The organism is Jiangella gansuensis DSM 44835, from assembly GCF_000515395.1.
In the GTDB taxonomy this organism is placed as follows: domain Bacteria; phylum Actinomycetota; class Actinomycetes; order Jiangellales; family Jiangellaceae; genus Jiangella; species Jiangella gansuensis.
Genome location: NZ_KI911782.1, coordinates 2,980,484 through 3,000,837, shown reverse-complemented (window position 1 = coordinate 3,000,837; position 20,354 = coordinate 2,980,484). Strand labels below are relative to the sequence as shown.

The 20,354-nt window shown below is 70.8% G+C and carries 19 protein-coding genes and 1 pseudogene; 7 read left to right on the top strand and 13 right to left on the bottom strand.

The window, feature by feature from the left end:
- Positions 1-106: 106 nt before the first annotated feature.
- The 9 genes and pseudogenes from JIAGA_RS0114485 to JIAGA_RS0114445 all read right to left on the bottom strand — a co-directional run bounded on the left by JIAGA_RS0114485 (position 107) and on the right by JIAGA_RS0114445 (position 6,758).
- Entirely contained in the window at positions 107-658 is a 552-nt protein-coding gene (locus tag JIAGA_RS0114485; RefSeq protein WP_084469684.1) for a protein-export chaperone SecB, read from the bottom strand.
- On the bottom strand, positions 630-1,034 hold the full coding sequence (locus tag JIAGA_RS33850; protein WP_157553165.1) for a helix-turn-helix domain-containing protein: 405 nt from the start codon (positions 1,032-1,034) through the stop codon (positions 630-632). Before JIAGA_RS33850 ends, JIAGA_RS0114485 begins: the two co-directional genes overlap by 29 nt.
- Positions 1,031-1,429, bottom strand: a complete 399-nt coding sequence (locus JIAGA_RS0114475; RefSeq protein WP_026876222.1) for a type II toxin-antitoxin system RelE/ParE family toxin — start codon at positions 1,427-1,429, stop codon at positions 1,031-1,033. Before JIAGA_RS0114475 ends, JIAGA_RS33850 begins: the two co-directional genes overlap by 4 nt.
- Before the next feature lie 337 nt (positions 1,430-1,766).
- Positions 1,767-1,931 carry a hypothetical protein gene (locus JIAGA_RS34585; protein WP_157553163.1) on the bottom strand — a complete coding sequence of 55 codons (165 nt, stop codon included), beginning with the start codon at positions 1,929-1,931 and terminating at the stop codon, positions 1,767-1,769.
- Between the two features lie 60 nt (positions 1,932-1,991).
- A complete protein-coding gene (locus JIAGA_RS0114465) occupies positions 1,992-2,558 on the bottom strand; it encodes a hypothetical protein (protein WP_026876221.1) in 567 nt (188 codons plus the stop codon).
- Between the two features lie 240 nt (positions 2,559-2,798).
- Positions 2,799-3,452, bottom strand: a pseudogene (locus JIAGA_RS29820) (carbohydrate ABC transporter permease); the annotation flags it as partial.
- Positions 3,452-4,399 carry a carbohydrate ABC transporter permease gene (locus JIAGA_RS0114455; RefSeq protein ID WP_026876220.1) on the bottom strand — a complete coding sequence of 316 codons (948 nt, stop codon included), beginning with the start codon at positions 4,397-4,399 and terminating at the stop codon, positions 3,452-3,454. The gene JIAGA_RS0114455 and the pseudogene JIAGA_RS29820, both read right to left, overlap by 1 nt.
- The gene (locus tag JIAGA_RS0114450; RefSeq protein WP_035812545.1) at positions 4,396-5,754 is read right to left on the bottom strand and encodes a sugar ABC transporter substrate-binding protein; all 1,359 of its coding nucleotides are present in this window, start codon (positions 5,752-5,754) and stop codon (positions 4,396-4,398) included. Before JIAGA_RS0114450 ends, JIAGA_RS0114455 begins: the two co-directional genes overlap by 4 nt.
- Positions 5,751-6,758 (bottom strand): zinc-dependent alcohol dehydrogenase family protein, encoded by a 1,008-nt coding sequence (locus tag JIAGA_RS0114445; RefSeq protein ID WP_026876218.1) that lies wholly within the window; start codon positions 6,756-6,758, stop codon positions 5,751-5,753. The genes JIAGA_RS0114450 and JIAGA_RS0114445 overlap by 4 nt, the downstream gene beginning before the upstream one ends.
- A 96-nt stretch (positions 6,759-6,854) precedes the next feature.
- Between JIAGA_RS0114445 and JIAGA_RS0114440 the strand changes: the two genes are divergently transcribed.
- Both JIAGA_RS0114440 and JIAGA_RS0114435 read left to right on the top strand, forming a co-directional pair.
- Entirely contained in the window at positions 6,855-7,844 is a 990-nt protein-coding gene (locus JIAGA_RS0114440; protein ID WP_026876217.1) for a sugar-binding transcriptional regulator, read from the top strand.
- A gap of 61 nt (positions 7,845-7,905) precedes the next feature.
- A complete protein-coding gene (locus JIAGA_RS0114435) occupies positions 7,906-9,114 on the top strand; it encodes an endonuclease/exonuclease/phosphatase family protein (RefSeq protein WP_035812544.1) in 1,209 nt (402 codons plus the stop codon).
- Positions 9,115-9,382: 268 nt separating this feature from the next.
- Here JIAGA_RS0114435 and JIAGA_RS29815 read toward each other — a convergent pair whose 3' ends face one another.
- A complete protein-coding gene (locus JIAGA_RS29815; protein WP_051426091.1) occupies positions 9,383-11,860 on the bottom strand; it encodes an ATP-binding protein in 2,478 nt (825 codons plus the stop codon).
- A 139-nt stretch (positions 11,861-11,999) separates the two neighbouring features.
- Entirely contained in the window at positions 12,000-12,674 is a 675-nt protein-coding gene (locus tag JIAGA_RS0114425) for a hypothetical protein (protein ID WP_211239662.1), read from the bottom strand.
- A gap of 86 nt (positions 12,675-12,760) precedes the next feature.
- On the opposite strand from JIAGA_RS0114425, the gene JIAGA_RS0114420 reads away from it, so the two are divergent.
- Positions 12,761-13,813, top strand: coding sequence for a helix-turn-helix domain-containing protein (locus JIAGA_RS0114420; RefSeq protein WP_026876214.1), 1,053 nt, complete (start codon positions 12,761-12,763; stop codon positions 13,811-13,813).
- A gap of 12 nt (positions 13,814-13,825) precedes the next feature.
- On the opposite strand, the gene JIAGA_RS0114415 is transcribed toward JIAGA_RS0114420, so the two are convergent.
- Both JIAGA_RS0114415 and JIAGA_RS34580 read right to left on the bottom strand, forming a co-directional pair.
- Positions 13,826-15,238, bottom strand: a complete 1,413-nt coding sequence (locus JIAGA_RS0114415) for a GH1 family beta-glucosidase (RefSeq protein WP_026876213.1) — start codon at positions 15,236-15,238, stop codon at positions 13,826-13,828.
- Positions 15,239-15,320: 82 nt separating this feature from the next.
- Positions 15,321-15,458 carry a helix-turn-helix domain-containing protein gene (locus tag JIAGA_RS34580; protein WP_157553161.1) on the bottom strand — a complete coding sequence of 46 codons (138 nt, stop codon included), beginning with the start codon at positions 15,456-15,458 and terminating at the stop codon, positions 15,321-15,323.
- A gap of 247 nt (positions 15,459-15,705) precedes the next feature.
- Between JIAGA_RS34580 and JIAGA_RS0114405 the strand changes: the two genes are divergently transcribed.
- The 4 genes from JIAGA_RS0114405 (at position 15,706) to JIAGA_RS29810 (ending at position 20,351) form a co-directional block, all read left to right on the top strand.
- Entirely contained in the window at positions 15,706-16,185 is a 480-nt protein-coding gene (locus tag JIAGA_RS0114405; protein ID WP_051426090.1) for a hypothetical protein, read from the top strand.
- Between the two features lie 47 nt (positions 16,186-16,232).
- Positions 16,233-17,351, top strand: coding sequence for a sensor histidine kinase (locus JIAGA_RS0114400; RefSeq protein ID WP_425402767.1), 1,119 nt, complete (start codon positions 16,233-16,235; stop codon positions 17,349-17,351).
- Positions 17,348-18,013, top strand: coding sequence for a response regulator (locus JIAGA_RS0114395; protein ID WP_026876210.1), 666 nt, complete (start codon positions 17,348-17,350; stop codon positions 18,011-18,013). The genes JIAGA_RS0114400 and JIAGA_RS0114395 overlap by 4 nt, the downstream gene beginning before the upstream one ends.
- A gap of 169 nt (positions 18,014-18,182) precedes the next feature.
- Positions 18,183-20,351: an MMPL family transporter gene (locus tag JIAGA_RS29810; protein WP_084470324.1), complete on the top strand. Its 2,169-nt coding sequence runs from the start codon at positions 18,183-18,185 to the stop codon at positions 20,349-20,351.
- The last annotated feature ends 3 nt before the right edge of the window (positions 20,352-20,354 follow it).

Here is a 20,354-nt window from a genome sequence, read left to right as displayed (position 1 = left end):
CGGCCATTCTTTTGGCCTTCACTCCACGCATCAAGGGCGCCTTCGGCGTCACTGCGTGATCGCTGCGCGACCCTTGACCCGCTCCGCTCCGGCCAACGACCGGCAGCTATGAGGACGACGCCTCAGCATGCTCGGACTCGTTGTCCAGGTCCTGATTCACTGGCGGGGTCGATGGAGCTGTGATGAACCGCTCAAGATCGATTTCCGCGTCTTCCGAGGCGGCGAGTGGCGATTGAATCATGTCCATAGTGAACGGCGGATACCCTAGACGGCCCACGACAGACTGAGCCGTCTCGCGTGCATACGGGTGGAGTGTCGTTGCACCGTACCCCAATGCGAAACTATTCAAGTCGCGATCGTCGAAGCGCTCGGCATTCGACTGGTTCCACGTGCCGACCATCTCGAACCTCACCGTCCAGGCTAAGAGATCGTCCTCAACTGTGTTCGCCTGAATTCGATAGAGCGAGTAGATGTTAATCGTCTCTTCGTCGGCTTGTTCGCCACGCAGACTGAGGTCGGTCGTCACTGAGAATGGACCAGGAAGCACGGGGTGATGGGCCTGACATTCGAACGAGGTGGCGTGAATATCATAGATCGTCTCGACTGCGGCCAGCACACGTGCGGCACGTTCACGCAGTTCGGAGACGCTCGTCGTCACGACTCAATGCCCCCTTCACCAGGCGCATCGGAATCCCAGCACTGTTGGTGTAGTGAGACTCGCCACCAGGCCAGTCCAGCTTACGTGGACGGAGATGAACTGCGTTTGCTCCAGCAGCTCGGTCAACGAGCCGGCCTTCGATGCCGAAATCCATCGCGTGTAGCATGCGCGCAAGATTTCTAAGGGAGAGGTTTCTTCGACCACTCAGACGCTGACTTACTTCTGAAGGCGTAACTTGAATCTTCGCCGCGAGTTCAGCGCGACTAATTCCACGCCGCTCCATGGCCTCGCAGATCAGCTCTGTGGCAGCAAGTACGACCCGCTCCTCCGCAAGCAGGCGTTCGGACTCCGGCGTGCTACGGAACCAATCGCTCATGGGGTCCACTCCTCAAATATCTTCCTGGCCTTCTCAACCTCATTGGGCACCCGACGATCCTTGGGCTTCTGGCATCCATGGGTAGCGATCCATGTCTTACCCACTTGAACCACGTACAGCCGCCAGCCCGGGCCACAGTGCGCCTTGATCTCGTAGACCATGGGCTCGCCCTTGACCTCAAGGCGCCGATACTGATCTGGGTTGCGCAGGTACCCAACCGATGTCAGTTGCTCGAACCTGGCCTTGAACTGCGTCTGCGCCTGGCTGTCTAGCCCAGCAAGGAAGTCTTCCGCAGGGCACTCACCTGAGGCCACACGCACACCGATGATCACCCCCCTCGGACCACTGGCTAGCTCTACGTGCTCGACAACGCTGTCCCCCTCATCTTTAGACATAACTTAACTCCACGCAAGGGCTAGCCCAGAATCGGGTATGTGGATCGTGGCTCGCCCGCTGTCGGGCCTGCTAGCAGTCGGATCGGATCGACGTAGTTGCACCGGGAGACCCCCCTGTCCGATGGTGCCAGCAGTCTAGGAGCTGAATGGATCATCCGACAGACGTGATCAACCTGGGTCGAACCAGGCAAGCTCGCAGCCAGTCCACGAATCCTGCAGAGCTACGATGCGATCAGCCCAGGTGAGGCCCTTGGTACGCACGACATGGGTCATGCCAGAAGGCGTGCGATTGAGGATTCGACACCGGCAGAGGCATCGAGGACGTAGCGCTGTGGCACTAGTCTTCGTCGCGGATCTCGGCGAGCACGTCAGCCGCCGGCCGGTCCCGCTCGACTGCGGGCAGGGTGGACCACCACGCCCGCCACTCCGCACGTTCCCGCTCAGGGTCGGCAGGCGTCACGGTGACCACAATGGCCGGATCGCTGAACGCCGGAACCGTCATACCCCCACGGTAACGGACACTCATTCGCACGCCTCCTAGCTGCACATTCACACTCAACGACTACGTGTTGCGGATCCCGGCCTTGTCGATGGACGCCCGGTGCAAACGTTCCAGGTCGCTGAACGCCTGCTGCGCCTCGACCAGCCGCCCGGACACCTCCCCGAGCCGCGCCAGCTGGTCGACGACCTCACCGAGCGCACCAGACGCTTGGCCCGCGGCGGCTGCGGCGTCCTCGGCCAGGAGCTGACGGCCAGCTTGACTGGACAGCTGCCCCCGGAAGCCGTGGATGCGCTCCCCCAGCCGCTCGGTCAACGCGTCCAGCCGGTCGCGGATCTCGTCGTCGGTCGCGTCGGGCAGGTAGTTCTTGCGCACGTCAGCCAGGATCTTCCTCGACCAACCCGCCCGCTGCGCCTCGTCCGCGATCGCCCGCAGGCTCTCGGCCAGCTCACGCGCCTCCAGCGGCGTCAGGGTGAACTTGCAGAACATGTTCGAGTCGGTGGGCTTCACCTGCACGTCGATGATCGGACCTTCGGTATCCAGGTACGCCGCCATCTCCCCGACCTCGGGATGAACGAACGGCGCACGGGTGATCTCTTCACGCTTCTCAGGGGTCGGTACGGTAACCATCGGGTCTTCCTCCAGGCTCGATCTGGTGGTGGATCAAGTCCCCGCCCGGGTGTTCCAGCACCCGGCGGGGGCGTCTGTAGATGAGGCAGATCCCAGCCACAGGAGGGCCGCGAGCCGAGCGCTGGACGACCAAGATCGGGCCGTCTGTGGGCCGTGGGACGTCGGAAACGGCCATGATCCAACGAGAGCTGTAGAGAAGGTTCTTGCAGGTCAGCGACACTTTCGCCCAGGTCAGCGCCACCAGGCAAAACGCCGCTGAGAAACCACCCAGATCAACGCGGTCGCGGCGAGGCCGGGGGCCACCATCGGCAGCAGCACCCGCAGCATCGTCTGACGTAGCGTCGCGCCGTCCATGGAGGCGGCTTCCAGCACCTCGGCCGGGATCTCCTGAAGGAACGAGCGCATCATCCACACGGCGATCGGCAGGTTCATCGCGGTGTAGAGGACGATCAGCGTCCAGACGTTGTCGAGTGCGCCGACGCGGCCCGCGATGACGTAGATCGGCACGATGACCGCGACGACCGGCAGCATCTTGGTGGAGATGAAGAAGAACAGCACGTCCTGGGTCTTCTTCACCGGCCGGATGGACAGCGCGTACGCCGCCGGTACGGCCAGACACAGCACCAGCAGCGTGGACACCGCGGTGGCGAACAGCGAGTTGAGGAAGTACGGCCAGGCGCCGGCGTCGAACAGGGCCCGGAACTGCTCCAGGGTGGGGGTGAAGATCAGGCTGGGCGGGTCGGTGTAGGCGTCTGCCTCGCGTTTGAAGGCGGTGATCACCATCCAGAGCACCGGGAGGAAGAAGACCATCCCGATGACCCAGGTCAGGGCGGTGAGCAGGCTGGCGGATCGGCGGCGCGGGCCGGTGACGGCGCCGGCGGTGGCGGTGGCCATCAGTCCTCCTGGGCGAACGAGCGGAACAGGAGTCGCAGGGCGAGCGTCGCGACGATGATGGTGCCGATGACGACGACGACGCCCATGGCGGCGGCTTGGCCGACGTCGAAGCCGAGGAACGCCCGCTGGTAGATGTAGAAGGGCAGGTTCGCGCTGGCGGTGCCCGGCCCGCCCTGGGTCATGATGTAGATCTGGTCGAACGTGTTGACCACGTAGATGGCGCCCAGCAGCACGCCGAGCTCGATATAGCGGCGCAGGTGCGGCAGCGTGATGGAGCGGAACGTGCGGGCCGCGCCAGCACCGTCGACCTGGGCGGCCTCGAGTACGTCGCGGCCCTGGCTCTGCAACCCGGCCAGCACCAGCAGCGTCATGAACGGCGTCCACTGCCACACCAGCGCGGTGATCACCGAGACCAGCGGCGCGGAGCTGGTCCAGTCGTAGTCGCCGCCGCCGAACGGTGTGAGCACGAAGTTGACCAGCCCGAACAGCGGGTCGAACATCATGGTTCCCCAGATCAGCGCGCTGGCCACCGGCATGATCAGGAACGGTGTGATGATGAGGGTCCGCACGACGGACCGCCCGATGAAGCGCCGGTCCAGCAGTAGCGCCAGCCCGATGCCCAGCAGCATCGCGACGATGACGCAGCCGGCGGTGATGACGATGGTGTTCAGGGCCGCCTGCCGGAACACCCGGTCGGCGAAGACGTCGGCGTAGTTGGACAGGCCGACGAACCGCTCCGACCCGGGCCGCACCAGGTTCCACGAGTTCAGCGAGTACCAGAGCGTGACGAGGAACGGGATCTGGGTCACGAGGATCGCGAAGATCAGCGCGGGCAGCAGGGGCGCCCGCCGCCGCCAGCCTTCCAGCCGGGCGGAGCGGACGGGCCCGCGCGGCGGATCGGCCGGCCGCGGCGGGACGGCGGCGGTGGTGGCGACGTCAGTGCTCATGAGCCGGCCTCCTCCTGGTAGGACTCGCCCACTGTCTCCGCGTACCGCTGTGCCTGGTCGAGCGCCTCGGCGACGCTGATCTGGCCGGCGATGGCGGCGGAGATCTGCTGGCCGACGCGAGTACCGAGGTCCTGGAACTCGGGGATGGCGAGGAACTGGATGCCGTCGTAGGGGACAGGCCGGGCCATGGTGTGGTCCTGATCGGCAACTTCCATGGACGACAGGGTCGGCTCGGCGAACGCGGCGGCGACCTCGGCGTATTCGGGGATCTCGTAGGTGGAGTGCCGGCTGCCCGGTGGTACGCGCTCCCAGCCGAGTTCGTCGGCGACGAGGTGCGGGTACTGCTTGTCGGTCATCCAGGCGATGAAGTCCCATGCCTCGTCGGGATGCTCGGACGACGACGGAATGCCGAGCGACCAGGTGTAGAGCCAGCCGCTGGCGTCGGTCTCGACGACGGGTGCCGGTGCATAGCCGTTCAGGCCGGCGGTGACGGAGTCCTCGGCGCTCTCGACCACGTTGACCATGGACGTCGCGTCGTACCACATGGCCGCCTGGCCCTGGCCGTATCGCGTGGCGCAGTCGGCGAACCCGCTGGTGGCGGCGCCGGCCTGGCCGTGGTCGCGAACCAGGTCGACGTAGAACTGGACGGCCTCGCGGACCTCGGGGGAGTCGAGCTGGGCGTTCCAGTCCTCGTCGAACCAGCGACCGCCGAACGTGTTGATGACGGTGTTCAGCGGCGCCAGGTTCTCGCCCCAGCCGGCCAGTCCGCGCAGGCAGATGCCGTTCATGCCGGGGTTGGCGGCCTCGACGGCGGCGGCCAGCTCGCGGACCTCCGGCCAGGTCGGCCGCTCCGGCATGGTGAGTCCGGCCGCGTCGAACAGGTCCTGCCGGTACACGAGGAACGACGACTCGCCGTAGAACGGGACGGAGTGCATGTCGCCCTGGTAGGACAGCGACTCGCGCACCGGCGCGATGAAATCGTCGGTGTCGTAGCCGTCGGTGGCATCGGCGTAGGGCTGCAGGTTCACCAACCAGCCGTTCTCGGCCCACATCGCGGTCTCGTAGTTGCTGACCATGACGACGTCGAACTCGCCGCCGCCGGTGGCGACGGACGCGGTGATCTTCGCGCGGGACTCGTTCTCCGGCAGGGAGACGAAGTCGACGTTGACGTCGGGATGCGCGTCGGTGAAGTCGTCGGCCAGCGCTATCGCGTCGATCATCTGCGGGTTGGCGACGACGGCGACGATGATGGTGGTGCCGCCCTCGGAGCCGGACGTCAGCGCTCCGGCGCCGGCGCAACCGGAGGCCAGGGCGACGGTTCCGGCGACGGCCGCGAGCAGCAGCCGCCGCCTCACCGGGCACCGCCTGCGCCGGGCACCACCTGCGCCTTGACGGTCTTGCCGCTGCGCACCAGGTCGAGGGCGTGCTCGAAGTCCTCCAGGCCCACGGTGTGCGACACCAGCGGCTCCGTGCGGACCTGACCGGACGCGACCAGCTCGAGCGCCTCGCCGAAGCTGTGCAGCACGGCCATGGAGCCGACGACGGTGATCTCGTCGTTGTAGATGCGGAACGGTGACAGCGCGACTCGAGCGTCTTCGCCGGCGACGCCGAAGATCTGTAGCCGGCCGCCGCGGTCCAGTGCGTCGAACGCGGCTTCGATGGCCGCCGGCGCGCCGGTGACGTCGACGGCGGCGTCGAAGGCGCGGCGGGGCAGCTCGTCGACCGACGTGGCGACCTCGGCCGCGCCCAGGTCCTCGGCGAGCGGGAGCTTGCTCTCGGCGAGGTCGACGACGCTGACCCGGGCGCCGCCCGCGGCCAGCAGTTGCGTCAAGATCAGGCCCATCGTGCCGGCGCCGACCACGAGGACGCGTTCACCGGCCTCGACGCCGAGGCGCCGCACCCCGTGCACGGCGCACGACACCGGTTCGACCAGGGCGCCCTGCGCGAAGCTCAGGTGGTCCGGCAGCAGGTAGCAGGTGCTGGCCGGGACGGCGACGTACTCGGCGAAGGCGCCGTCGACGGTGTCGCCGGTGGCGCCCCAGTTCTCGCAGAGGTTGCCGCGGCCGCGGCGGCACTGACGGCAGTGGCCGCAGAACAGCGACGGGTCGACGGCGACGCGGTCACCCACGGCGACCCCGGTGGTGACGTCCGGCCCCACCTCGGCGACCGTGCCGGCGAACTCGTGGCCGGGGATGAGCGGGTAGGGGCTCGGCGGGAACTCGCCGGCGGCGATGTGCAGGTCGGTGCCGCAGATGCCGCAGGCGCCGACCTGGACGACCACCTGGCCCGGCCCGGGTTCGGGCGTCGGCACGTCGCGGACGGTGATGGCACCGGGCTGGTCGATGACGGCTGCTCGCATGAACCCTCCAAGAATCCGCTCATATGAGCGAAATAAGCGCTCACATGTGTACACTACTTGTATCGCGAGCTCACAGACGTGGTCAAGGGGGTTGTCATGGCACGACGGGGCCGGCCCGCCGGCGACGCGCCGCGGTTCGGGCCGTCCGAGCTGGTGCTGGCCGGTGCGGTGGCGCGGCGGCACTATCTGGACGGCAACTCGAAGGTCGAGATCGCCGAGGAGTTCGGCATCTCCCGGTTCCAGGTGGCCCGCATCCTCACCGAGGCGCGCGACCGCGGCTGGGTGAAGGTCGAGATCACGCTGCCCGGTCACATCGACGGCGAGCTGTCCCTGCGGCTGCGCGACGCGCTCGGCATCACGGACGCCGTCGTCGTCGAGGCGCCGGCGCAGCCGGAGTCGGCCAGCCGGGACGAGATCGCCGGGGTGGTGGCCGGGCTGCTGGGGGAGCGGGTCCGCGAGGGGCAGGTGCTCGGGCTCACCTGGAGCCGCACCATCGAGGCGATGGCCGGCCGGCTGGAGCGGCTGGTGCCGTGCACCGTGGTCCAGCTGGCCGGCTCGATCGCCGTCGACGGCGCCTCGTCCGGCACCGTCGAGGTGGTGCGGTCGGTCGCGGCGGTGGCCGGCGGCACCGCGCTGCCCGTGTACGCGCCGCTGGTGGTCGAGGACGCGGCGACGGCGGCGGCGCTGCGCCGGCAGCCGGAAATCGCCAGGGCGCTGGATCGCTCGGAATCCCTGGACGTCGCCGTGGTGTCGGTGGGCGGCTGGGGCGAGGGCCTGTCGACGGTGTGGGACGCGGTGACCGCGGCCGAACGAGAGGACGCGCTGGCCCGCGGCGCCGTCGGCGAGTCCAGCGGCAGACTGTTCGACGCGGCCGGACGCGACGTCACCGGCGGCTTCGACGACCGGGTCGTCGGCGTCCGGCTGGACCGGCTGCGGGCCACGCCGGAGGTCATCGTCACCGCCTACGGGGTGCGCCGGGCCGAGGCGGCGCTGGCCGCCGTCCGCGGCGGTTTCGTCACCACCCTGGTCGTCGACGCCGCGCTGGCGCGCCGGCTGCTGGATCTCGCCGGAACGTCATCGTCGTGACTCCCGCCGTTCGCCCGGAAGGTCTACCGTGGCCCGGATCGGTCACCACGGGAGGACCCTCATGCGCATCTCGTTCCGCGCCGTCGCGGTGACGGCGGCCCTGGCCACGACCGCGGCGGTGGTGCCCGCCCAGGCGACGCCGCAGGCGGCGAAGGCCGGCGCGGCCACCGTCCGCGTCGCCACCTACAACCTGAGCCTCAACCGCGCCGCCGAAGGCCAGTTGGAGAGGGACCTGTCCACCGGCGACGACGCCCAGGCCCGTGCCGTGGCCGAGGTGATCCAGCGGACCCGGCCGGACATCGTCCTGCTCAACGAGTTCGACTACGTGCCCGGCGGGGTGGCCGCCGACCTGTTCCGGGACAACTACCTCGAGGTCGGCCAGGGGGGCGCCGACCCCGTCGAGTACCCGTACGCCTACGTCGCACCGTCCAACACCGGCGTCCCGAGCGGCTTCGACCTGAACAATGACGGCACCGTGGGCGGCGGTGACGACGCCTTCGGCTTCGGGCTGTTCCCCGGCCAGTACGGCATGGCGGTGCTGTCGCGATACCCGATCCTGGAGGACGACGTCCGCACGTTCCAGCACTTCCTCTGGAAGGACATGCCGGGCGCGCTGCTGCCGCCGGGCTGGTTCTCGCCGGAGGAGCTGGAGGTCGTCCGGCTGTCCAGCAAGTCGCACTGGGACGTCCCGGTGCAGGTGGGCCGCCGGGTCGTGCACGTGCTGGCCTCCCACCCGACGCCCCCGACGTTCGACGGTCCGGAGGACCGCAACGGCCGGCGCAACCACGACGAGATCCGGTTCTGGGCCGACTACGTGGCGCCCGGCCGGGCGTCGTACATCTACGACGACGACGGCGTACGCGGCGGCCTGAAGCCCGGGTCGGCGTTCGTGATCCTGGGCGACCAGAACAGCGACCCGGTCGACGGAGACTCCGTCCCCGGCGCGATCCAGCAGCTGCTGGAGCACCCGCGCGTCGTCGACCCGCTGCCGGCGTCCGAGGGCGCGGTCGAGGCGGCCGAGCTGCAGGGTGGCGCCAACGCCGCACACGGCGGCGACCCCGCGTACGACACCGCCGACTTCGCCGACACCGCGCCGGGCAACCTGCGCGCCGACTACGTCCTGCCGTCGCGGCAGCTGCGGCCGGTGGATGCTGGGGTGTTCTGGCCGGTGCGCTCGGACCCGCTGTCCCGGCTGACCGGCGAGTTCCCGTTCCCCACCAGTGACCACCGGCTGGTCTGGGTGGACGTGCGCGTCCCCGCCGGAGGCTGACGGACCAGCGCGGCCGGCCGCACCCGGGTGGTACCGCGGAGCTATGCCCACCTGCGGCGGCGCGGAATTGTCAGGCTGTTGTCAGGGTGCTGTGGCTGTTGCGGAGCTCGCCGGCGCGACACAGTTGTGCTCGCGGGGGGAGGAGTGCCGGACGGACCAGCTGGGTGGACTTGGGAGATGCCGGCGCCGCACGACCTTGGCCGGCTGCGCGTCTAGCGGGGGGCAAGACCGCAGCCGGCCGGGGCAAGCTCCATCAACCCCGGCAGCATTACCACGGGGTGTCGAGGGTGCTGAGGGTATCGGGTGGGTACCCGTCGGCCACCGCGTGCAGAGGCGTGGCCTGACCAGCGCCCCAGGCCTGCGAGAACGCCCGGTCGCCCAGGGCGGCGGCGACCGCGCTCAGGGTCTCCTCCGTGTCGCCGCGCTCACACAGCGGCACCGGAGCGCCGATGGTCTCGCGAACCGCGGCCGCCGCCCCCAGCAGGAAGGCCGCGTACGCGGCGTTGTCGTGCTGGTGCGCCACGGCCGCCAGGCCTTCCAGCACGCTGGCCGCCCGCCACTTGTCCCCGAGCTGCTGATGCTCGGCCAGGCTCTCGTCGAGCAGGTGGATGGCCCGTTCGAGTCGACCCTGGCGGCGCGCCACCACGCCGAGCAGGTGCAACGACCAGCCGACGCCTTCGCGATAGCCCAGACGCTGCGCGCGCCCCAGGCTCTGGTGCAGCAACTGCTCGGCCGTGGCCAGGTCGCCGGTGTACAGGGCGACGACGCCCAGGCTGATCTGCGACCAGGTGATGCCCTCGCCGTCGCCGGCCCGCTGGAAGTACGTCAGCGCGGCTCCGGCGTGCTCGCGGGCCCGGCCGAGGTCCATGCGCAGCCAGGAGACGAACCCGAGGTGGTGACGTGCCCAGGCCACTCCGGCCGCGTCCACCTGCCGTTCATAGAGCTGGAGGCTCTGCGAGTGCAGGTCGTACGCTTGGTCGTAGCGGGCCTGTTCGCGGGCGATACCGCCCAGGTGGCGCAGCGTGAGCGCGGCGCCGGAGTCGTCACCGGCCTCCTGGTACAGCGTCAGCGCCCGCTCGAGGCGGTGTGTCGCGGCCTCGTACTCGCACTGCAAGAAGGCCAGGTAGCCGGCGCCACGCTGGGCACCGGCCAGCGCCGCCCGCGACACCACGTCCGGATGGTCGTTGCCGATGGCCAGCGCGGACTCCAGCCAGTCGCGCCCCTCGGTGTAGTGGCCGCGCAGGTAGAAATAGCGCCACAGCGCCGAAGCCAGCCGCATCGAGTCGTCCGCGTGGGCGCGACCGATGGCCCGGCCCAGCGCGACCCTGAGGTTGTCGAGCTCGACGTCGAGGCGGGCCAGTACATCCGGTTGCGCCGCCCCGCCCAGGCCCCTCTCGGCGTCCTCGGCCAGAGCCACGAAATGGTCGAGGTGGCGCTGCTCGACCACCGCGCGCCGGCCGCTGTCGTCGAGCCGCCGCACGGCGTACTGGCGGATCACCGAGAACATCGAGTATCGCGCCTCGGCGGCGTCGCGTTCGACCAGGATGAGCGACTTGTCGATGAGCCGCCCGGTCAGGTCGAGCACCTTCTCCTGTGCCGTCGCGCCGCTGTGGGGGTGGCAGACAGCGACGGCGGCGGCGAGCGTCCAGCCGCCGGAGAAGGTGGAGACGTCCTCGAAGAACGCCTGCTCGTCCCGGCTGAGCAGGTCGTAGCTCCAGTCCAGCGCGGCGTCGATGGTCTGCTGCCGCTGCGGCGCGGTCCGGCTGCCGGAGGAGAGAATGCGCGACGACGTGTCCAGCTCGTTCGCGATCTGCTCGATGGTCAGCACGTTCACCCGCGCCGCGGCGAGCTCGATGGCCAGCGGGATGCCCTGCACGCTGCGGCAGACACGGCTGACGTGCACCAGGCGGTCGTCACGCGGGTGGACCCCGTGGGCGGCGGCCCGGGCCAGGAACATGCGGACGGCGTCGGCCTCGCGGATCTCGTCCAGCGCGGCCTGCGACGGCGGCACCTGCAGCGGCTGCACCTGGCGGACCACCTCGCCGGGCACCCGCAGCAACTCCCGGCTGGTGGCGACGATGGTCAACCGCGGACAGCGCTGCAGCAGCACCGTACAGAGTGAGGCGCAGGTCTCCACCGCGTGTTCACAGTTGTCCAGCACCAGCATCATCTGCCGGCCACCGATGTGCGCGGCGAGCACGTCGAGCTCGGCGGCGTCGGAGGCCGGCCGTAACCCGATGGCGGCGGCGACCGCGTCGGTGACCTCGGGACCGTCGGGGCTGGCCTCCAACGACACCCAGCACACGCCGCCTTCGAAATGCCGCCGGACCGCGGCGGCGACCGCGACGGCCAGGCGGGTCTTACCGACCCCACCGGACCCGGTGAGGGTGACCAGCCGGACGCCGTCGTGATGGAGCAGTGCGGCCGTCTCGGTCAGCTCGGTGGTGCGGCCGATCAGCCGGTCCGCCGGCAGCGGCGGACCCTGGACCTGCGGCGGATAGACCGACGGCGAGCGGCGCAGCGACTCGATGAACTCCGCCAGGTGTGTGTCGCCGAGATTGAGCGCGGTGGCCAGCATTCGCACCGTCAGCGGACGCGGGGCCCGACGCCGGCCGCGCTCCAGGGCGGCGACGGCGTCAGCGCTGAGGCCGGCTTTCTCCGCGAGCTCCTCCTGCGACAGACCGGCAGCCTGCCGGTGCCGCCGCAACAAAGCAGCGAAGTCGTCGACCTCGTTCCTGCCCGACACGCCCGATGAACCTCCGAGGTACCTCGGTGACAGCGTGAAATGCTACCGGGTCGATCTTGGACACCGCCGGTCTCTTCGAGCAGGGTTTCATGCGATCTGACATGGGGGAAGACCCCCCGGGTGCATCGCCGGCGTCGCGTCAGGCTCGCCAGACCTCCGCGACGGCGACGAAGGCGCTCGACGACGGCCGCTCGGGGGTCCCGCCGCGGACGATGTCACCGGGCAGCCGCCGGCCCCGCACGCTGATAGTCGCGGTCGCGCTCGGGCCTGTCACCAGGCTGAGACTGTGGACTCGGCCACCGAGGTCGAACCCGTCGGTGGCGAACGCGCGCCGGTCGAGCACGTCGCGGATGCGCACCTCGACGTCGCCGGCACGGGCCCGCGTACCGTGCACGAGATCGTTCTCGACGCGGACGTAGTGCCGCTCGACCCTCGGTTGCGGCCACGGCAACCCATCGGCCTCCGGGAAGAACCGGGTGAAGTCGCGTTCGAGCCAGCGGCCGAGCTCGGGGCGGTCGGTCAGTAGCCGGACTTGGCCGTCGTGCCAGAGCACGATGGCCTTGCCGGTGCCGTGTGTGGACCAGTCGACCACCCAGACCGACGCATAGGCCGCCACGGTGTCGCCGTCGAACAGTTGGACGCCGGGGTTCTCGCCGACCAGGACGACTCTGCGCAGAGCCGGGTCGGTGGCGGCCGCCGACGTCGCGGGAGACGCAGTCGCGATGCTCGGCAGCGCTGCGGTGGCCAGGCCGCCGGCCAGGATCCCGGTGCCGGTCAGCGCGAACCGCCGCCGGTCGATGAGGTTCTCTGTCATGGCGCCAGTCGACGACCCAAGTGCCGGCTGGCGCCATGGATTCGAGTAGGTTCGAACAGTCCGCGGCGCTGGGCGAGGAGTGACCGATGACGGTGCGCATCCCGATGACGGCCGAGACGCTGGGCCGGTCGCGGTTCGGCATCTCGCCGTGCGCGGAAGTGCTCGGGAGTCTGCGGGCGCTGCGCCGGCCCAGCCCGAACGCGCCACAGCTGGCGCGCTGGTCGGCGCGGGCGGGGCGGTCGGTGCCGGACGGACCGCTGGAGCTGCTGAGCGGGCTCGTCTCGGGTCCCAGCGGAATCCCGGCCTACGTGCCCGATCTGCTGACGCCCCCACCCACCGCGGCGGCGATGGCGGTCGAGGACGAGGCGGCGGTCATCGCGGCGACCCCGGCGGATCTGATCGACTACCAGCTCGACATCGCTTTCCGTGGCCGGCCCATCCCGCCGGAGGTCGCCGCGAGCGCCGGCGGGCCGGAACGGCTCGACGCCACCCGCAGGCCGATGCCCGACGCCGTCGCCACCGCGCTGCGAGGCGGGCCACGACGGTTCGCTGAACGCGTCGCCGAGGCCGTGCACGTGTACTTCGACCAGGTGATCGCACCGGACTGGCCACGGGTCCTGGACGTGCTGACCGCCGAGGTGGCATACCGCGGCGACCGGATGGCCCAGTACGGAGCCCTGGCACTGCTCGACGACATCCACCCCGACCTACGCTGGGAAGCGGGCAGCGTTCTGCTGCGCAAGCCGTTCGACGTGCTGGTCGACTGGGCCCACGACGGCTTGCTGCTGATTCCCAGTGCCGGAGCCGGCGACGCGGTCTGGCTCAACGCCGAGCGCCCCACCACGCCGTCGGTCATCTATCCCGCCCGCGGCCTGCATCAGCTGTGGGCGGCCGCACGGCCGGGCGCCCACCCCGACGACCTCGGCGAGCTGCTCGGGCACACCCGGGCCGGGCTTCTCGCGGCGCTGGACCGCCCGCGCACCACCGCCGAACTGAGCCGCGACCTGGCGCTCACCCCGTCGACTGTGTCCTACCACCTGGGCATCCTCCACCGCACCGGGCTGGTGACGCGGCGACGCACCGGCCGCCGCGTCGCCTACGCGCGAAGCGACCTGGCCGCCGCGATGCTCGGCGAGTGACCCGGCGGCCTGTCAGTCGGCGACGCCGTGGCGGGCGATGACGTCGCGGTACCAGCGCGCGGAGTCCTTCCAGGTGCGCTCGAGGCTGTCGTAGTCGACCCGGATGAGGCCGAACCGGCGGTCGTAGCCGAAGGACCACTCGAAGTTGTCCATGAGCGACCAGGCGAAGTAGCCGCGCACGTCGGCCCCGGCGTCGATGGCGGAACCGACGGCCGCGATGTGCCGGCGCAGGTAGTCGATGCGCAGCGGGTCGTGGACGGAGCCGTCGTCGGCGACGGTGTCGGGGAACGCGGCCCCGTTCTCGGTGATCATGAGTGGCTGGCCGGGGTACTCGCGGTGCAGCCGCAGCAGCAGCTCAGTCATGCCGCTCGGGTCGATGTTCCAGCCCATCGCCGTGTACGGGCCCTCGGGCCGGAGGAACTCGACGTCGTCCGCGCCCACCCAGGGGGAGCCGTGGGCGTCGTCGTGGCCGTCGTCCTCCGAACGCGGCCGGGAACCGGCCCAGCGGCGCACCAGAGCGGTGGAGTAGTAGTTGACCCCCAGCACGTCGAGGGGGACCCGGGCGGCCGCGGTGTCGCCGTCGCGGACGAACGACCAGTCGGAGACGTGCGCGGTGTCGGCCAGCAGGTCGTCGGGATAGGCGCCGTCGAGCACCGGTCCGAGGAACGCCCGGTTGCCAACCGCGTCGATGCGACGGACGGCGTCGCGGTCGGCCTCGCTGTCCGGGTCGGCCGGCCGCACGACGTGCAGGTTCAGCGTCAGTGACAGCTGCCCGGACGGCGCGGCCCGGCGGATCGCCTGTCCGGCCAGGCCGTGACCGAGGTTGAGGTGGTGGACGGCGGCCAGCGCGGCCGCCGGCTCGACGCGGCCGGGAGCATGCGCGCCCGAGGCGTAGCCCAGGTAGGCGCTGCACCACGGCTCGTTCAGCGTGGTCCAGGTGTGCACCCGGTCGCCGAGTGCGGCCGCCACGAGCTCGGCATACTCGGCGAACCGGTAGGCGGTGTCTCGGGCCGGCCAACCGCCGGCGTCCTCGAGGTCCTGCGGCAGGTCCCAGTGGTAGAGCGTGGCCACCGGTTGGATGCCGCGCTCCAGCAGCCCGTCGACCAACCGCGAGTAGAAGTCCAGGCCCTCGCGGTTGACCGGGCCGCGGCCGCCGGGCTGCACCCGCGGCCACGCCACGGAGAACCGGTACGCCTGCAGGCCGAGCTCCGCGACGTGCCCGAGGTCCTCCCGCCAGCGGTGGTAATGGTCGCAGGCCACGTCGCCGGTGTCGCCGTTCAGCGTCTTGCCCGGTGTGTGCGAGAACGTGTCCCAGATGGACGGCCCGCGGCCGCCCTCCTTGGCCGCACCCTCGATCTGGTACGAGGCCGTCGCCGACCCCCACACGAAGCCGTCGGGGAAACGGCGGCCGTTGTCGGTGCTCATGTCGTTCGCTCCTCGAGGGGTCACGGCCAGGCGCGGTGGTGCGCTGGCGCCGTCCGGCGCATCCGACCGTACCGTTATCAGGTCAGGTCCAGGTCTGGTCGACGGCCTCCTGCCCGGTCCGTGCCTCCGCAACGACCGCCAGCTCGGGGTCCGTGATCAGGAGCGCGCGTAGTCCCGCGCGAACGAGGTCCTGGTCGTCGGCGACGACGATGTCGATCACTCGGTCTCCCGGAGTGGTAGGACCGCTCGAACCGCGAAACCACGGTCCTCGGGCCCGGCTGCCAGCGTGCCGCCCATCAGGGTGGCGCGCTCACGGTCGCCCATCGACCCTCACGAGGCCCAGCCTATGGGCCACGGGCGTGGCGGGGAGTCGTCTCGAGGCGACTCGGGACGTCGTCGCGAGAGGTACTGACCGACCGCGCGATGACGGCTGCGGCGGCGGCGGGAACCGGCCTACCGTATGGATCATGACGGATCACAGTCGGCCAGAGCACCAGCAGGCGACGGCGTCGCGGCGCTCGCTCGGCCTGCCGCTGGTCGCCGTTGTCGCGCTGGCGTTGCTCGCCGCTCCGCGGGTGGTGCTGCACGACCTCGACATCATCGAGGAGGGGACGCCGCTCAACGCTGTTTTCGTCTTCCTCCCTCCGCTGGTGTGGATCGCGGTGGTGCTCGTCAAGCGGGTGCCGAACCCGTTCCTGACGATCCTGGCCGTGGGCGCCTGTTACGGCATCGTGCTCGCGCTCGGCCACCAGCTGCTCTGGGACGCCAACTACGGTGACGACCCGCCGCAGCTGGGCGGGAACCTCGCGGATCTCGATCCGGCGGTGGAGGCGGTGATCATCAGGGGCTTCGCGGTGGTCTCCAGCGTGTTCACGGGGGTGATCGTCGGCGCGATCACCGGCCTGATCGCATGGGGCCTGGCCGCGGTCACCGGCCGCAGGCGCTGACTGCGACAGTAGGATGCCCTGATCAGCGCAGTCGGCCGGGGGCAGGGTTGGAACGTCGCATCAGAGCATCCCGGGACGTCGTGATCGCAGCCGTCGTCGGCGTCTTCGTCGTGCTCACCACCGTCGTCGGGTGGACCGGCACACTCACACTGCACAACGTGGTGCCGCTGGGCTGGCTGCTCATGATCGTCGCCTGCGCGGCGCTGACGTTCCGGCGCCGGTTCCCGGTCACGGTCGGCGTCGTGACGCTGGTCGCCTCGGCCGTTTACTACCCGGTCATCGACACCGACGGGCCCATCCTGATCACGACGCTGATCGCGCTCTACACGCTCGCGTCGCAGGGGTTGCTGGCCGCCGCCATCGCGATCGGCGGGCTGGCGGTGGCGGGCTCGGTGGTGGGCGAAGGCTGGCAGGATGAGGGGCCGCTCGGCGACGCGGGTGTGTTCCTGCTGGTCAGCTGGATCGTAGCCGCCGTCGCACTCGGATCGGTCGCGCGCAGCTCCCGGCTTGGGCGCGACGAGGCACTGCGCAACCGCGCCACCGAGGAGCGGCTGCGCATCGCCCGGGAACTGCACGACGTCCTGGGGCACAACATCTCGATGATCAACGTGCAGGCCGGCGCGGCCTTGCACGGCTTGGAGCGTGACCCCGGCCCGGCCACGTCGGACCGGGCGGCCGAAGCACTCGCGTCCATCAAGGACACCAGCCGGGAGGCGCTGCGGGAGCTGCGGGCCACCCTCGGCGTGCTGCGGCAGGTCGACGACACCGCACCGACGGCACCCGCACCCAGCCTGAGTCGTCTGGACCCGCTGGTCGAGCGGACCCGCGGCACCGGCCTGGAGGTCGAGCTGCGGGTCGACGGCGACCCGGTACCGCTGGACGCGGCCGTCGACGCCGCGGCGTTCCGAATCGTCCAGGAGGCGCTCACGAACGTCACCCGCCACGCCCGGGCCGGGCAGGTCGTCGTCCGGATCGGCTACGGGCACGATGATGTGACCGTGGAGGTGCGCGACGACGGGCGCGGCGGGCCGGTGGGCACCGGCAGCGGCATCGACGGCATGCGCGCCCGAGCGGAGGCGCTGGGCGGCACGCTCACGGCGGGGCAGGCAGCCGGTGGCGGCTTCCACGTGACCGCCCACCTCCCGTACCGCGAGGTGGTCCGGTGATTCGTGTCCTGCTGGCCGACGACCAGCGCCTGGTGCGTGCCGGCTTCGGATCCATCCTCGACGGCGAGCCGGACATCGAGGTGGTCGGCGAGGCCGCCGACGGCGCCGAGGCGCTCGCCCTGGTGCGCGAGTTGCGGCCGGACGTCGTGCTCATGGACGTGCGGATGCCGGACGTGGACGGGTTGGAGGCGACCCGGCGCATCGTCGCCGACCCCCGGCTGGCCGCCGTCCGGGTGGTCATCCTCACCACGTTCGACCTCGACGACTACGTGTACGGCGCGCTGCGCGCCGGCGCCAGCGGCTTCCTGGTCAAGGACACCGAGCCGATGGAGCTCATCCACGCCGTGCGGGTCGTGGCCCGCGGCGACGCGCTCATCGCGCCGTCGGTGACTCGCCGACTCATCGCCGAGATCGCCGGCCGGGTGGCGAAGCCCGTACCGAGCCCGCGACTGAACGCCCTGACCGAGCGGGAACGCGAGGTGCTGGTCCTCGTCGCCGCCGGGCTGTCCAACGACGAGATCGCCGACCGCCTGGTACTCAGCCCGGCCACCGCGAAGACCCACGTCAGCCGCATCATGACCAAGCTCGACGTACGCGACCGGGCCCAACTGGTGGTGCTGGCCTACGAGGCGGGACTGGTCACGCCGGGCTGGCTGGGCTAGAGCCCGCCGGTGGCGCAACTCCCGGTGTAGGGGATCACCCCTGGGGCGCAACCAGCGGAGTACGGCAGGTGTCCTCTCCGGCCCGACGACGACGGCCGGATCGGACGGCGACTCTGTGGGGGACAGTGCCCGAACCGTGCTCCTGGAGGTCTCCGCCGTGTCCACGCAGATGCCCGCCCCGCCCCCGGCCACCGGCCGGCTGGAGCGGCTGGCCGGCTGGTCGCAACGCCACCACTGGCTCGCCATCGTGGTGTGGGTGGGCGTGCTCGTCGCCATCACGGCGGCGTCGCAGGTGGTCGGCAACGACTACCACGACGAGCATGCGCTACCCGGCACCGAGTCGCAGCGGCTCTCCGACACGCTGGAGGAGAGCGCGCCGGCGCGTGCCGGCGACTCCATCCAGGTGGTGTTGCACGACAACGCCGGACTGGACACCGGCGCCCACCGCGAGCGGGTCGCGTCGATGCTCGACGAGCTCGCGACGCTGCCGCACGTCGCCGCCGTCACCGGGCCGTTCGACGCGCCGGGCGCGGTCTCGCCCGACGGCACCATCGCCTACGCCACCGTCGCCCTGGACGGCAGCAGCACCGACGTCCCGGCCGACGACGTCCGCGAGATCATCGACACCGCTCAGGCGGCCGCCGGCGACGGCCTGGAGGTCGCGCTGGGCGGCGACGCCGTGCGCGCCGCGGAGGAGCCCGCGGGCGGCGCGGCCGAGGGCGCGGGCATGCTGGCCGCGCTGGTGATCCTGGTCTTCATGTTCGGCTCGTTCCTGGCCGCGACACTGCCGCTGATCACCGCGGTCTTCGCGGTGGGCAGCACGCTGGGCGTCATCGCGCTGCTGTCGAACGTGGTGACCGTGGCGACCTACACGCCGCCGCTGATGATGCTGGTCGGCATCGGTGTGGGCATCGACTATGCGCTGCTGGTGTTCGCCCGCTACCGCTCGGAGCTCCTGAACGGCGCGGACCGGCAGGCCGCGGCGCGCACCGCGCTGGACACCGCCGGCCGGTCGGTCATCTTCGCCGGGTGCACCGTCATCATCGCGCTGCTCGGGCTCTTCGCACTGGGCCTGGGGTCGCTGCAGGGCGTGGCACTGGCCGTCGCGCTCACCGTCCTGGTGACCATGGTCGCGTCGCTGACACTGCTGCTGTCCCTGCTCACGGTGTTCGGTGCCCGCATCGAGAAGCGGATCGTCAAGCACGCCGAGCGGTCCACAGGAGAGCCGGGCGCCCGCTGGCGGCGGCTCGCCGACGGTGTCCGGCGCCGGCCGCTGCCCGCGCTGGTGGGCGCCGTCGCGATCCTGCTGACGCTGTCCGCGCCGGCGCTGGGGATGCGGTTGGGCTTCGCCGACGCCGGCAACGAGTCGGAGGAGTCAACCAGCCGGCAGGCCTACGACCTACTGGCGGAGGGCTTCGGTCCCGGCTTCAACGGCCCGCTGATCGTGCTGGCCGAGGGTGCCGGCGACGGCGGCGCGGAGCTGGCCGGCGCCCTGGAGACCACTGACGGCGTCGCCGGCATCGTCCCGCCGCAGCCGATCGAAGGCACCGACCTGACACTGGTGCTCGCGTTCCCGGAGTCCGCGCCGCAGGACGAGGCGACCAGCGACCTGGTGAACCGGCTGCGCGACGACGTCCTGCCGGAGCTTGCCGCGTCGACGGACGCGACGTACCTGGTGGGCGGGTCCACGGCTGCCGCGGAAGACTTCGCCGACGCCGTCGCCGACCGGCTGCCGCTGTTCGTCGCCGTGGTCGTCGGGCTGTCCGCGCTCCTGCTGATGGCGGTGTTCCGGTCCGTGTGGGTGCCGGTGAAGGCGGCCGTGCTCAACCTGCTCAGCATCGGCGCGTCGCTGGGTGTGGTGACGCTGGTGTTCGGGGAGGGCATGTTCGGCGTGCCGGCCGGGCCGGTCGAGGCGTTCGTCCCGGTGCTGATCTTCGCGATCGTGTTCGGGTTGTCCATGGACTACGAGGTCTTCCTGGTCTCCCGGATGCACGAGGAATGGCGCCGCACCGGCGACGCCGTCCGGGCCGTCCGCGAAGGGCTGGCCACCACCGGCGGTGTCATCACCGCCGCCGCGGCGATCATGGTCGTGGTGTTCGGGGCGTTCCTGCTCAGCCCGGACCGGATGCTGCAGCAGTTCGGGCTCGGCCTCGCGGTCGCGGTGTTCCTCGACGCCGTCGTCATCCGTTGCCTGATCGTGCCGGCGGTCATGAGCCTGCTGGGGGAGCGGGCGTGGTGGCTGCCGCGCTGGCTGGACCGGGTGTTGCCGCGGTTCGCCCTGGAGCGGGCGGCCGTCGCCGAGGTGCCCGCGACGGCCGGCGGCCGCCGGGAACACTGACCC

Coding starts and splice junctions, on each gene's coding strand:
- JIAGA_RS33850 (WP_157553165.1), bottom strand. CDS start 1,034: ATGAGCGATTGGTTCCGTAGCACGCCGGAGTCCGAACGCCTGCTTGCG.
- JIAGA_RS0114475 (WP_026876222.1), bottom strand. CDS start 1,429: ATGTCTAAAGATGAGGGGGACAGCGTTGTCGAGCACGTAGAGCTAGCC.
- JIAGA_RS34585 (WP_157553163.1), bottom strand. CDS start 1,931: ATGACGGTTCCGGCGTTCAGCGATCCGGCCATTGTGGTCACCGTGACG.
- JIAGA_RS0114465 (WP_026876221.1), bottom strand. CDS start 2,558: ATGGTTACCGTACCGACCCCTGAGAAGCGTGAAGAGATCACCCGTGCG.
- JIAGA_RS0114455 (WP_026876220.1), bottom strand. CDS start 4,399: ATGAGCACTGACGTCGCCACCACCGCCGCCGTCCCGCCGCGGCCGGCC.
- JIAGA_RS0114445 (WP_026876218.1), bottom strand. CDS start 6,758: ATGCGAGCAGCCGTCATCGACCAGCCCGGTGCCATCACCGTCCGCGAC.
- JIAGA_RS0114440 (WP_026876217.1), top strand. CDS start 6,855: ATGGCACGACGGGGCCGGCCCGCCGGCGACGCGCCGCGGTTCGGGCCG.
- JIAGA_RS0114435 (WP_035812544.1), top strand. CDS start 7,906: ATGCGCATCTCGTTCCGCGCCGTCGCGGTGACGGCGGCCCTGGCCACG.
- JIAGA_RS0114425 (WP_211239662.1), bottom strand. CDS start 12,674: ATGACAGAGAACCTCATCGACCGGCGGCGGTTCGCGCTGACCGGCACC.
- JIAGA_RS0114420 (WP_026876214.1), top strand. CDS start 12,761: ATGACGGTGCGCATCCCGATGACGGCCGAGACGCTGGGCCGGTCGCGG.
- JIAGA_RS0114415 (WP_026876213.1), bottom strand. CDS start 15,238: ATGAGCACCGACAACGGCCGCCGTTTCCCCGACGGCTTCGTGTGGGGG.
- JIAGA_RS0114405 (WP_051426090.1), top strand. CDS start 15,706: ATGACGGATCACAGTCGGCCAGAGCACCAGCAGGCGACGGCGTCGCGG.
- JIAGA_RS29810 (WP_084470324.1), top strand. CDS start 18,183: ATGCCCGCCCCGCCCCCGGCCACCGGCCGGCTGGAGCGGCTGGCCGGC.